This is a genomic window from Amycolatopsis thailandensis, assembly GCF_042723255.1.
GTDB classification, from domain to species: domain Bacteria; phylum Actinomycetota; class Actinomycetes; order Mycobacteriales; family Pseudonocardiaceae; genus Amycolatopsis; species Amycolatopsis thailandensis.
Genome location: NZ_JBHXJK010000084.1, coordinates 1 through 14047, shown reverse-complemented (window position 1 = coordinate 14047; position 14047 = coordinate 1). Strand labels below are relative to the sequence as shown.

The 14047-nt window shown below is 71.2% G+C and carries 3 protein-coding genes; 2 read left to right on the top strand and 1 reads right to left on the bottom strand.

Features of this window, described 5'->3' with window-relative positions; all coding sequences use genetic code 11:
- Window positions 1-23: 23 nt before the first annotated feature.
- Complete coding sequence (locus tag ACFWMR_RS28405; RefSeq protein ID WP_378380571.1) at window positions 24-1301, bottom strand: cytochrome P450; 1278 nt, start codon at window positions 1299-1301, stop codon at window positions 24-26.
- A 179-nt stretch (window positions 1302-1480) separates the two neighbouring features.
- On the opposite strand from ACFWMR_RS28405, the gene ACFWMR_RS28400 reads away from it, so the two are divergent.
- Window positions 1481-13477 (top strand): SDR family NAD(P)-dependent oxidoreductase, encoded by an 11997-nt coding sequence (locus tag ACFWMR_RS28400; protein WP_378380570.1) that lies wholly within the window; start codon window positions 1481-1483, stop codon window positions 13475-13477.
- Window positions 13478-13496: 19 nt separating this feature from the next.
- A complete protein-coding gene (locus tag ACFWMR_RS28395; RefSeq protein WP_378380569.1) occupies window positions 13497-13991 on the top strand; it encodes a TIGR03618 family F420-dependent PPOX class oxidoreductase in 495 nt (164 codons plus the stop codon).
- Window positions 13992-14047: the final 56 nt, after the last annotated feature.

Sequence of the window (14047 nt, the reverse complement as noted above, 5' to 3'; positions counted from 1 at the left end):
TTCGGTGTTGTCGCCGGAGGCGCTCAGCGCGAGACGCGGACGGTCATCTTCCGCAGGCCGCGGACGACCACGTGGCGGCGGTATTCCAGCGAACCCTCGTCGACCTCGAAATCGGTGAAGCGTTCGGCGACGGCGCGGAAGGAGAGTTCGGCTTCGAGCTTGGTGAGACTGGAGCCGATACAGAAATGCGGGCCCGCACCGAAGGCCAGTTGCATACGTTTGGTGGTGCGGGAGATCAGGAACCGGTCCGCCTCGGGGAATTCGGCCTCGTCCCGGTTGGCGGCGGCGAGCAGGAGGATCACCACGGTCCCGGCGTCGACGTCGAGCCCGGCGACCGTGGTCGGGCTCAGCGCGACCCTGGCGGTCAGCTGGACGGGGGCGTCGTAGCGGAGCACCTCGTCGGCCATCGGCGCGCCCAGCGCCGGATCGGCCCGCAGCAGCGCCAGCTGGTCGCGATTGCGGTGCAGGGCGAGGATCCCGTTCGAGATGAGGTTCGTGACCGACTCGTGCGCGGCGGCGAACAACGTGACGAGCACGTTCGTCACCTCGTGCCGGGCCAGGGTCTGCCCGCGGTCCTCCGTCCGGATGAGGCTGGACACGAGGTCGTCGCCGGGGTTACGGCGGCGTTTGAAGATCAGGTCGGCGAAGTAGGCGTGCATCGACGCGCAGGTGCGGTCGACCACGGCCAGTTCCTCCGGCGAAAGCAGGCCCAGCCGCCGGAACCCCGCGACCAGTGTCGGGAGTTCGGTCGCGAGCGCGAGGTCGTCCGACCACTCCTTGAGCACGTCCACGTCGGCCATCGGGACGTCGAGCAGTTCACAGATGATCCGGATGGAGAGCAGATTCGCGAAATCGCCGACCGCGTCGAATTCCGCGGTGCCGTCGATCTCCGAAAACAGCTCGTCGACGATGTTCTCGATCCACGGGCGATAGCGCGCGGTGATCCTCGGCGTGAAGGCCTTGGAGATCAGCCGTCGTTGTCTGCCGTGATCACTACCGTCCATGAAGAAAATGGAGTCGAGGACCTGTTTCGCTCCGCTATTCGGAACCAAGCCTCGCAATCCCGGCGAATCCAGGGTGTCGTTTCCCATCGCCGGATTCCGCATCACGTCGAGGCAGCCCGCGTAGTCACCGACGACCACCGTGCCGTCCGGAGTCACGAGCGGGCTCGCGGCCCGCAACCTGGCCAGGGTCGGATGCGGATCGATCCGCATCGCCGGGTCGAGCAGCACGTGGAGCGGATTTTCCCGCTCCACCCCCGTTCCGCGTTCGTCGAGCGAAGTCGTTCCGACGTCGGTCATCCCAAAGCCCCCATGGTCGAGTCGATGGAAGCCACTGTGCCCGTGACCGCGCCGGGAAAGCACCTCCGTCTTTGCTCCGCAGCAATGCTTATGACCAGGTAATAGTGCTGTTCTTCCGTAGTGCCCGATACGGCCGGAGCACTGGCTCGCGATTCGGCGTCCGCCGTAGCTTCGAAACCATGTCCGCATATTCTGGTGGGGAAGTTTTCACGCGGTCCGGATCGATCGCGATCATCGGCATGTCCTGCCGGGTCGCGGGAGCGGCGGACGTTCCCGCGTTCTGGGGGCTCTTGCGCGCGGCGAGGGACATGATCACCGAAGTCCCGGAAGATCGCCGGGGTTCCGGTGGTGACGGCGATTCGCGCTGGGGGTCGTTCCTGCCCGACGTCGAAGGTTTCGACGCGGGCTTCTTCGGTGTGTCACCGCGCGAGGCGGCGGTGCTCGACCCGCAGCAGCGGCTCGCGCTCGAATTGGCCTGGGAGGCCATGGAAGACGCCCGTGTCGTCCCGGCGACGCTGCGCGGCCAGGACTGCGGCATGTTCCTCGGTGCGATGCGGGACGACTACGCCCGGCTCGCCCAGGAGCACGACGTCACCACTCAGCACAGTTTCACCGGGCTGCACCGCGGGCTCATCGCGAACCGGGTCTCCTACTTCTGCGGTCTGCGCGGGCCGAGTTTCACTGTCGACTGTGGACAGTCTTCGTCGTTGGTCGCCGTGCACCTCGCCGCGCGGAGCCTGCTCTCCGGAGAATCGGTGATCGCGCTGGCGGGCGGGGTGAACCTGAACCTCGTCCGATCGACCGCACGTGAGGTGGAGGAGTTCGGCGGACTGTCCGCGACCGGCCGGTGCCGCACCTTTGACGCCGCGGCGGACGGATTCGTCCGTGGCGAAGGCGGCGGCATCGTCGTGCTCAAACCGCTGGACGCCGCCCTCGCCGACGGCGACCGGGTATACGCGGTGATCGCGGGCAGCGCCGTCAACAACGACGGCGGCGGCCCGGGGCTCACCGTGCCCGACCGCGCGGCGCAGGAACAGGTGCTGACACAGGCCCTCGAAGACACCGGGTTCACCCCGGACGACGTCGGCTACGTCGAACTGCACGGAACCGGGACGAAGGTCGGCGACCCGATCGAGGCCGCCGCGCTGGGCGCCGTCTTCGGGCGTCGTTCGGCACCGTTGCCGGTCGGCTCGATGAAGACGAACCTCGGGCATCTCGAAGCCGCGGCGGGTGTGCTCGGTTTGATCAAGGCGGCCCTCGCCGTCCATCACGGGGAGATCCCGGCCAGTCTGCACTTCCGCGAGCCGAATCCGAAGATCCCGTTGGACGAGTTGAAGTTGCGCGTCTGCACCGAGGGAACCGCCTGGGCGGACCCGGAACGGGTCGCCGGCGTCACCTCGCTCGGCATGGGCGGCACGAACTGCCACGTCGTGCTCGCCACCGCGCCTTCCCCGCCCTTGCCCGAAGCCGTTCCGGGCCCGCCGTCCGTGGCCTGTGTGCTCTCCGGGCGGACCCCGGCCGCGTTGCGCGCTCAGGTTTCCCGCTTGCGGAGCCATCTTCTCGAACATCCGGAGCAGGACGTCGCCGAGGTCGCCTGGTCCCTCGCCACGACGCGCACCGCGTTCGAGTACCGGAGCGCGTTCGTCGCACGTGACCGGACCGAACTTTTGTCCACTTTGGACGATGTGAGCGTGGAGGCGCGGGAGGCGGTTCCCAGCTGGTCCGCGGAACTGCGGTTCGGCTCCGCGCGGTCGGACTCCGACGGCCTCGACGCGTTCCCCCTGTTCGCCACGTCCTTCGACGAAGCACTCGCGCTCTTCGGTGAACGAGGCGACGACCGGGCCGCCAGGACGTTCGCCACCCAGTTCGCGACGCACCGGCTGCTGAGCGCTTCGGGAATCGAGTGGGAAGCGGTGTCCGGCGAAGGGATCGGAGAGCTCACGGCGGCGTACGTGAACGGGACGATATCGCCCCCGGAAGCTGTCGATGCGGTTCTCGCCACCACCACGACGGAGTACGCGGGCGAACCCACCGGTCTCCGCACTTCGAGCGGACGGGAGATCTCGCTCCCGCCGGGCGTCCGCGCCTTCCTCACCGCGGTGGCCACGGCGTACACCGAGGGCGCCGCCGTGAACTGGACGGCACTGTTTCCCGGCGGGCCACCGAAGCCGGTGGACCTTCCCCCCTACGCCTTCCAGCGCGAACGCCACTGGCTCGACACTCTTCCCACCGCCGACGCGGTGTCCACCTCGGACGCCGAGACGATCCCCGCTGTCGTGCTCGGCCACGCGGCCGCGGTGCTCGGACTCGATGACGGGGAAGACGCCTCCCCCGGCCGCCTGTTCACCGAGCTGGGTTTCGACTCGATCATGGGCGCGGAACTGGCCAGGCGGCTCACCGACGCCTTGGGCGTGACCGTGCCCGAGACGGTGATCTTCGACCACCCCACCCCCGAAGAACTGATCCACCACCTGGGTTCGCTGCTGTCCGGCGCGGAACCCGAGCGCCGTGCGCCCGCCACGGTTTCCGAACCCGCCGAGGCCCATGAGCCGATCGCCATCATCGGCATGGCCTGCACCTTCCCCGGCGGGGTCCACGATCCGGAAGATCTCTGGCGGCTGGCGGCGAGCGGCACCGACGCGATCGGGGACCTCCCCCGCGACCGCGGCTGGGACGTCGACTCGCTCTACGACCCGGATCCGGCCCGGCAGGGGCATTCCGTCACGCGCAGCGGCGGCTTTCTCTACGACGCGGCCGAATTCGACGCGGGGTTCTTCGGCATTTCACCTCGCGAGGCACTGACCACGGACCCGCAGCAGCGGCTGCTGCTGTCCGCCGCCTGGGAGGCGTTCGAGGACGCGGGTATCGTCCCGGCGAGCCTGCGCGGCAGCCGCACCGCGGTGTTCGCCGGTGTCATGCATCACGACTACGCGCCGAGGGTGCACACGGTGCCGGACGGGCTGGAAGGCCACCTGATCACCGGCAACACCTCCAGTGTCGTCTCCGGGCGACTGTCCTATGTGTTCGGTCTGCACGGCCCTTCGGTGACGGTGGACACCGCCTGTTCCTCCTCGCTCACCGCGCTCCACCTCGCGGCGCGGTCACTGCGTTCGGGTGACAGCGACCTGGCACTCGCGGGCGGTGTCACCGTGATGGCGACGCCGGAGATGCTCGTCGAATTCTCCCGGCTGCGGGGGCTCGCCCCGGACGGCCGCTGCAAGTCCTTCGCCGCGTCGGCGGACGGCACCGCGTGGGCGGAGGGTGTCGGCCTGCTCGTGGTCGAGCGGCTCTCGGACGCACGGCGGAACGGCCACCGGGTGCTCGCTCTGCTGCGAGGTTCGGCGGTCAACTCCGACGGCGCTTCGAACGGCCTCTCCGCGCCGAGCGGCCCGGCGCAGGAACGGGTGATCCTGGACGCGCTCGCCGACGCGGGTCTTCGCGCCTCGGACGTGGACGCCGTCGAGGCGCACGGCACGGGCACCACCCTCGGCGACCCGATCGAGGCGCAGGCGCTGCTCGCCACCTACGGCCAGGCACGGCAGGCCGACCGCCCGCTGCTGCTCGGTTCGCTCAAGTCGAACCTCGGCCACGCCCAGGCCGCGGCCGGGGTCGGCGGGGTGATCAAGATGGTCCAGGCGATGCGGTACGGCATGCTGCCGAAGCTGCTGCACCTGGACGAACCGACCCGGCACGTGGACTGGTCGTCCGGCCGGGTCGAGCTGCTCGCGGAGCACACCCCGTGGCCGGAGACCGGCCGCAAGCGGCGTGCGGCGGTGTCGTCGTTCGGGATCAGCGGGACCAACGCCCATGTCGTGCTCGAAGAGGCACCGGACGAGGCCGGACCGGCTCCGGTGACCACTCCTGTCGTACCGCTGATGCTTTCGGCTACCGGCGAACAGGCACTGAGAGAGCAGGCGGGGCGGCTTCGGGCCCGCCTCGAGTCCGATCCCGACCTCGACGTCCACGACGCCGGCTTCACCCTGGCGAGCGCGCGGACCCGGTTCGCCCACCGCGCGGCCGTGCTCGGGCGCGACCGCGATGAGCTGATCGGCGGCCTCACCGCGCTCGCCGCCGGGGAGTCCGCGGCGGAAGTCGTCACCGGCAAGGACAAAGCGGATCCGCGGCCGGTGTTCGTCTTCCCGGGGCAAGGCAGCCAATGGGTCGCGATGGCCAAGGAACTGCTGGACACCAGCCCGGTGTTCGCCGCCCGGATGGCGGACTGCGGCCGGGCGCTCGAACCGCACGTGGACTGGCTCCTGCCGGAGGCCTTGGCCGACAAGGACGCGCTGGAGCGGGTCGACGTCGTCCAGCCGGTGCTGTGGGCGGTGATGGTGTCGATCGCCGCGCTGTGGGATTCGCACGGGGTACGCCCGGCCGCGGTCGTCGGCCACTCGCAAGGGGAGATCGCGGCGGCGACCGCGGCCGGCGCGCTGTCCCTCGAAGACGGCGCGCGCGTGGTCGCCCTGCGCAGCAAGGCGATCCGGGCGATCTCCGGCCGGGGCGGGATGCTTTCGGTGGCGCTGCCGAGGGCGGAGGCGGGACGCCGGATCGAACGCTGGAACGGCAGGCTGTCCATCGCCGCGGCGAACGGCCCGTCGGCGACGGTGCTTTCGGGTGATCCGGCGGCCTTGGACGAACTGACCGCGGAACTCGGTGAAGCGGGCATCCGGGCCAGGCGGCTTCCGGTCGACTACGCGTCCCATTCCGCCCACGTCGAGGAATTGCATGAACCCCTGCTCGAACTGCTGGCGGGCCTCGCCCCGCGGACGAGCGAGGTGCCGTTCCATTCGACCCTCACCGGCGACCTGATCGACACCGCCGGGCTGGACGGCGAGTACTGGTACCGGAATCTCCGGAACCCGGTCGAGTTCGACCGCGTGATCCGGCGGCTGGCAGGCGACGGCCACTCGCTCTTCGTCGAATGCAGCCCCCATCCCGTGCTCACCGTCGGCTTGCAGGAGATTTTGGACGAAGCCGGGCGCGAGGGGGTCGCGCTGGGAACGTTGAGGCGAGGCGAAGGCGGTCTCCCCCGGTTCCGGCGCTCGCTCGCCGAAGCGGCGGTGCACGGGGCCGAAGTCGAGTGGGACACGGTCTTCCCCGGAGGCAGACTCGTCTCCCTGCCCGCCTATCCCTTCCAGACAGAGCGGTTCTGGCTCACCCCGGCCACACAGGCGGCCGGTTCGGCGTCGCTGGGTCTGCGCGCCGCGGGACATCCCTTGCTCGGCGCGATGGTCACCCTCGCGGACGGCGACGGGTCGCTGTGGACCGGCCGGCTTTCCCTCTCGACCCACCGCTGGCTGGCCGACCACGCCGTCGACGGCACGGTCCTCCTGCCGGGCGCGGCTTTCGCGGAGCTGGCACTGCACGCCGGTGACCAGGCGGGCTGCCGTCGGGTGGACGAGCTGACGTTGGAAAGCCCGCTGGTCATCCCTGCCGACGGCGCGGTCGACCTGCAACTCACCCTCACCCCGGGAGAACCGGGACGGCGGGGTTTCACCGTCCACTCCCGGCCCGCGGATTCCGGCGACGGAACGGGCTGGACCCGGCACGCGACCGGTTCGCTCACCACGTCGTCCTCCTCCGGTCCTGGCCTGCGGGAATGGCCGCCACCGGGCGCCGAGCCCGTCGACCTCGACGGCGCCTACCTCCGTCTCGCCGACATCGGCTACGAGTACGGCCCCGCGTTCCAAGGGCTTCGCGCGTTGTGGCGGCTCGGTGAGGAGAGGTTCGCGGAGGTGGCCCTGCCGTCGGAAGGCGGCGAACCGGCGCCGGGGTTCGGCATCCATCCCGCGTTGCTCGACGCCGCGCTGCACGCGATCCTCGTCGCGGGTGAAGGCGGCGACGTCGTCCGGCTTCCGTTCGCCTGGACGGCGATCGATCTCCACGCGACCGGCGCGAAGCTCGTCCGCGTGCGGATCGCCCCGGCCGGGGACGACGCGGTCGCGCTGACGCTGGCCGACGGAGCGGGCGATCCCGTCGCGACGGTCGGGTCCCTCACCCTCCGGCAAGTCGATCTCGGCAAGCTCGCCGGGCCACGGCCGAACCGCGACTTGCTGCGGGTGGACTGGATCCCGGTCACGGAGGTGGACTCGGAGCCGCCTTCCTTCGCCGTCTTCGACGATCTGGCCGCGCTGCGCGCGTCGCTCGACGAGGGCGATCCCCTGCCCGCGTTCGTCGCTGTCCATTGTGGACTAAGTGACGATCCGCGTGCCGCGACGGTCGAGGCGCTGGACTTGATCCAGGACTGGATCACCGACGAGGCCTTCGGTGCCGCGAGAATCGTCCTGCTCACCCGGCGGGCGGTCGCCACCACGGAGGACGGCGATCCGCCGGAAACCGCCGGTTCCCCGATCTGGGGGCTGGTGCGTGCCGCGCAGTCGGAAGCGCCGGACCGCGTGGTGGTGGTCGACCTCGATCGCGAAGGCACCCCGGAGCAGGCACTGGCGGCGCTCGCCGCCGGCGAACCGCAGTCGGCGGTCCGTGGCGGCCGGGCGCTCGTGCCCCGCCTCGTCCGGCTGACCGAACCCGGGGAGCGGCGGGAAAGGGAGCTCGATCCGGACGGGACGGTCCTCGTCACCGGCGGCGTCGGGAGCCTTGGCGGACTGATCGCCCGGCATCTGGTCACCGAGCACGGGATCCGCCATCTTGTGCTCACCGGCCGCCGGGGCCCGGACACCGACGGCGCCGCGGAACTGGTCGCCGAACTGACCCGCTCGGGCGCACGGGTGACGGTGGCCGCGTGCGACGTCTCCGACCGGGAGCGGCTGGCCGAGGTGCTCGGGGCCATCCCCGCCGAGCATCCGCTGACCGCGGTCGTCCACGCCGCGGGCGTACTGGACGACGGCACGGTCGAGACGCTCACCGCGTCCACTGTGGACACCGTCTTCCGGCCGAAGGTCGACGGCGCCCGGAATCTGCACGAGCTCACCGCGGACGCGGATCTTTCGGCGTTCGTGCTGTTCTCGTCGATCGCGGGCATCATCGGCAACGCCGGCCAGGCGAACTACGCGGCGGCGAACAGCTACCTCGACGCGCTCGCCCACCGACGCCGCGCACTCGGCCTGCCCGCGACGTCGCTCGCGTGGGGACTGTGGGCCCTCGACACGGGCATGACCGGGCATCTGTCCGAGACCGACGTCGCCAGGATGGCCCGCCGCGGTCTGCTGCCCCTGCCCACCGGACCAGGGCTCGCGGCGTTCGACGCCGCGCTCACCGGCGGTCCCGCCCTGCTGGTACCGGCGCGCCTCGACGTCACCGCGTTGCGCGACCAGCGGTCACCGCTGTTCTCCGTGCTGGCCGCGCCATCGCGGCGCGTCGCGACGGCCGCGAGGCAAGCCGGCGCGGCCGTGACCTCATTGCCCTCGGACCGGGACGAGCAGGCGATGACGGAACTCGTCCGGCGGACCGTCGCGGCGGTACTCGGCCACGCCACGAAGGACTCCGTGGCGGGCGACAGGGCGTTCCAAGAGATCGGTTTCGACTCCCTCACCGGACTGGAACTGCGCAACCGGCTCGGCGAGGCGGTCGGCCTGCGCCTGCCCGCGACCCTGGTGTTCGACCACCCGACCCCCGACGCGCTGACCGAGTACCTCTCGGAGCGGTTCTGGGGCGATCAGGCACCGCGAGCCGCCGAGCCCGTTCCCGCACCGGTCCGTGCCGCCGACGACGACCCCGTCGTGATCGTCGGCGCGGGCTGCCGCTACCCCGGTGGCGTGGAATCCGTGACCGACCTGTGGGAGGTGTTCGCCCGCGGCCGCGACGTGATCTCGGAGTTCCCCGCCGACCGGGGCTGGGATCTGGGCGGCCTCTACGACCCTGATCCCGAGACACCCGGCAAGTCCTACGTCCGCCACGGTGGTTTCCTCGACACGGCCACGGAATTCGACGCGGAGTTCTTCGGGCTCTCACCACGCGAAGCGCTCGTGATGGATCCCCAGCAGCGGCTGCTGCTGGAGGTCTCCTGGCACGCGCTGGAATCGGCGGGGATCGACCCCGCGGGACTACGCGGCAGCCGGACCGGCGTGTTCGCCGGTGTCATGGGCGGGGATTACGCGCTTCCGCTCGCCGAAGTGCCGGAGGACCTCGTCGGCCAGGTGTCGGTGGCCAACGCGGGCAGTGTCGCCTCCGGCCGGGTCTCGTACGTGTTCGGCTTCGAAGGGCCCTCGATCACGCTGGACACGGCGTGTTCCTCTTCGCTGGTGGCGATGCACCTCGCCGCCCAGTCGCTGCGCACCGGCGAGAGCGAACTCGCCCTCGCCGGTGGCGTCACGGTGATGGCCACCCCCAAGCTGTTCGTGGAGTTCTCCGAACAGCGAGGGCTCGCCCCGAACGGCCGGTGCAAACCCTTCTCCGCCGACGCGGACGGCACCGCCTGGGCCGAGGGCGCCGGGATCGTCGTCCTGGAAAAGCTGTCCGACGCGCGGCGCAACGGCCATCCCGTCCTGGCCGTCCTCAAGGGTTCCGCGATCAACTCCGACGGCGCGTCGAACGGGCTCACCGCGCCGAACGGACGGGCGCAGCAACGCGTCATCACCAGCGCGCTCAGCGACGCCGGACTGTCCACAGAGGACATCGACGCGGTGGAGGCGCACGGCACCGGGACCACCCTCGGCGACCCCATCGAGGCGGCGGCACTGCAAGCGACCTACGGGCGGCGCCGGAGCGGCCCGCTGCTCGTCGGTTCCGCCAAGGCCAACCTGGGGCACGCTCAAGCCGCGGCGGGAATCGCAGGCGTGCTCAAGATGATCGAGGCGATGCGCCACGGCACCCTGCCGGGACTGCTCCACGACCGGCCCAGCACCCACCTCGACTGGAACGACGGCGGCATCGCGCTGATCACCGAGCCGACGCCCTGGCCGGAGACGGACCGGCCGCGCCGCGCCGCGGTCTCCGCTTTCGGCATCAGCGGCACCAACGCGCACGTCATTCTGGAACACCCCGGCGCGGCACCCGCCGAACCGGCTCCCGCCCGGCCGGGACCACTGGTCCCGTGGACCTTCTCGGCGGCCGCGCCCGGCGCGCTGACCGAGCAGGCGCGACGGCTCGCGCGGCACATCACCCCCGAAAGCGGCGCACTCGATCTGGCCCGTTCTTTGGCCACGACGCGGACCCGGCACCGCTACCGCGCCGTGGTTCTCGGCAGGGACACCGGCGACCTGATCAAGGCCCTGACCGGAGCCACACCGGCGACCGCCCTCCACACCGGCGAGGCCGTCGACGGACCGGTCGCGGTGGTCTTCCCCGGCCAGGGCAGCCAGTACCCGGGCATGGCGAGCCGGTTGTACGAGGACCTGCCGGGTTTCGCGGAGGCCTTCGACGAGGTCTGCGCGGAACTGGATCCGCATCTGGACCGGCCGCTCGCGGAAGTCGTGTTCGCCGCGGCGGGCACACCGGAGGCCGCGCTGCTGGACCGCACCGACTTCACCCAGCCCGCGGTCTTCGCGGTCGAGGTGGCCGTATTCCGGGCGCTGACCGGGTTCGGGGTCCGGCCTGGGCTGCTCGCCGGTCATTCGATCGGCGAGATCGCCGCCGCGTACGCCGCGGGAGTGCTCACGCTGCGGGACGCCGCCGCCTTGGTGGCCGCGCGGGGACGGCTGATGCAGGCCCTGCCCGGCGGCGCGATGGTCGCTTTGCGGCTGAGTGAATCCGAGGTGGCGGACCTGACGGCGGAGTATCGGGACGAGGTGGGGATCGCCGCCGTGAACGGCCCCGGTTCCGTGGTGATCTCCGGCGATGAGGAAGCCGTCATGGCGGTGGCCGCCAGGGTCACCGCGGCAGGCGGCCGGGCGACGCGCCTCGCGGTGAGTCACGCGTTCCATTCACCGCGGATGGAGCCCATGCTGGACCGGTTCCGGCAGGTTCTGGACACCCTGGAATTCCGGCGGGCGACGGTCCCGATCGTCTCGTGCGTGACGGGAGACCTGCTCGAACCGGAAGGAGCCTGCTCGCCGGAGTACTGGGTACGGCACGCCAGGGACACCGTCCGGTTCGGCGACGCGCTGCGGACGATGGCCGCCGAAGGTGTCGCGACGATCGTCGAAACCGGCCCTGGCAACGCCCTCACCACGCTGGGACAACAGGCCCTTCCCGAGTACGCGGCCGGACTCGTGTCCTGCCTCCGGCGTGGCCGCGACGAGACCGAGACGCTGGGAGCCGCGCTGGCGACGCTGTACACGCGCGGGGCCGAGGTGGACTTCTCACCGTGGTACGCGGGCGGCCGCCGGGTGGACCTGCCCGGCTACGCCTTCCAGCGCAGGCGCTACTGGCTGCACCGGCGCCGGTCCACAATGGACTCGCTGGCGAGCGAACCGGTCTGGCGGCTCAGGAACGTGGGCGTGCACGCGCTGCCGACCGGATCGTGGCTGGTGATCGCCCCACCGGGGGACGGGCTCGACGAACGGGTCACCAAGGCGGAACGGGCTTTGGCCGAACGCGGCTGTTCGGTGCGGCTCGTCCGGCACACCGGCTCCGACGGATGGGCGGCCCGGCTCGCGGAACACGCGGAAGCCGCCCCCGACGGCATCCTCTGGCTGGCAGGCGGGCAGGACACGGCGGATGTCACGGCGACGGCGGACGTACTCGCGCTCGTCCAGGCCTTGGAACAGACCTCGATCGAGGCACCGGTCTGGGCACTGACCACCGGCGCGGTCGCGACCGGCCCCGCCGATCCGCCGCCGGATCCCTGGCAGGCGGGCGTCTGGGGACTCGGCCGTGTCGTCGCGCTCGAAGCGCCGCACCGCTGGGGCGGACTCATCGATCTGCCGCCGGAACCGGACGACACCGGCTGGGCCCACGTCTGCGAGGCATTGACCTGCGGCGACGGTGAAGACCATTTCGCCGTGCGTGCCGACGGGCTCCACGTACGGCGGCTGATCGCGCTCGAATACCCGGAGACCGAAGCGGGCTGGCGGCCGTCGGGCGCGGTGCTGGTCACCGGCGGGCTCGGCGCGCTGGGCAAGCAGGTCGCCCGATGGCTGGCAGGCCGCGGCGCACCGCGTCTGATCCTCGTCGGCAGGCGCGGCTCGGAGACCCCGGGAGCCGAGGAGCTGCGTACGGAACTGACGGCGCTCGGTACCGCCGTGACGATCTCGGCCTGCGATGTCACCGATCCCGAAGCATTGCGCGCGTTGCTCGCCGAACATCCGGTGACCGGGGTGGTGCACGCGGCAGGCGTCCTCGACGACGGTGTCCTGGACGCCCAGTCCGCGCGACGGCTGGAAACGGTTTTCGCGGTGAAGGCCGGAGCGGCCTGGCTGCTGCACGAACTGACCGCGGACCTCCCGCTGGAACAGTTCGTCCTGTTCTCCTCGATGGCGGGCACGTTCGGCGCTCCCGGCCAGGCCAACTACGCCGCTGCCAACGCCGCCGTCGACGCGATCGCCCAGCACCGGGCGGCGCTCGGCCTGCCGTCCACGGCGGTGGCATGGGGACCGTGGGCGGAGGAAGGCATGGGGACCGAGGTCCCCGGCCAGGGTCACCACGACGGCGTGTCGGGGATGAGCGCGGAGACCGCGCTGGCGGCGCTGGACCGCGCGCTCGCCCGCCCGGCGGCCGCGCAGGCGATCGGGACGGTCGACTGGGAGAGGTTCGTCCCCGCTCACACCGCGACCAGGGCCAGCCGGGTGTTCGACGAACTCGTCGGCGGACGGCCGTCGAGCACGACGACCGAGACGTCCCCGCGGGACCGGTTGGCCGCGCTCTCCGGCGAAGAACGCGGAGCCGCCTTGCTCGATGCCGTGGTGCGCGCGGTCGCCGCGGTCTCCGGCCACGACGTCGACGTCATCGGGGTGCACCGGCCGTTCCGCGACCTCGGCATGGACTCGCTCGCCGCGATCCAGCTCCGGAACCGGCTCAACGCGGAGACCGGGCTCCGGCTCGCCGCCACCGTCGTCTACGAACAGCCGACCCCCGCCGGCCTCGCCGCGTACCTCGACGAGTGCCTCGGAGACGACCGGGCGGACGCGACACGGGCCGTCCTGGCGAAGCTCGCCGAACTCGAAGCCGCCTTGTCCACTGTGGACATCGATGCCGAAGTCGCCGAGCGGCTCGAAGCGATGGCGATCAAGGCCCGTCCGGCCGTCCCCGGCTACGACGACCTCGAATCGGCGTCGGAAGACGAACTGTTCGACATCATCGACGACGTCCTCGCCCACGACGACGACGCGTCAGCCGCCTGAGAAAAGAAAGCAGGGAAACATGAGCACTGGTACGCGAGAACCACTGAAGGCGGGCCGTCCGCACATGCCCGGCTACGGCACCGAACGGTGTGAAGCCGGGTTGCTGCCCTGGTCATGGGCCGACGACAAACTGCGGACCACGATGAACTACTGGGTCGCGACCGTCCGGCCCGACGGCAGGCCGCATGTGATGCCGGTGTGGGCGACCTGGGACGGCGAGGCACTATGGTTCGGCAGCACCCACGCCTCACGCAAGATGCGCAACCTGCGCGCCGATCCCCGCTGCACCGTCACCATCGACAACGCGCTCGACCCGGTCGTCCTCGACGGCGTCGCGGAGTTCGTCACGGATCCGGAAGCCGTCGCCACCTATGTCGAAACCGCCAACGCGAAGTACGCGTCGGCCTACAGCTACGACCCGGACGTCAACGCCATCGTGGCCATCCGGCCTGCCTGGGCGTTCGGGATGCGGGCCGAGGACTTCACCGGAACCCCCACCCGCTGGCAGTGGTGAGCCCGCGGCTGGGGCCCTGCGCGTGAAGGCCCCCTTCCCTCGGCTGAGCCGAGGGA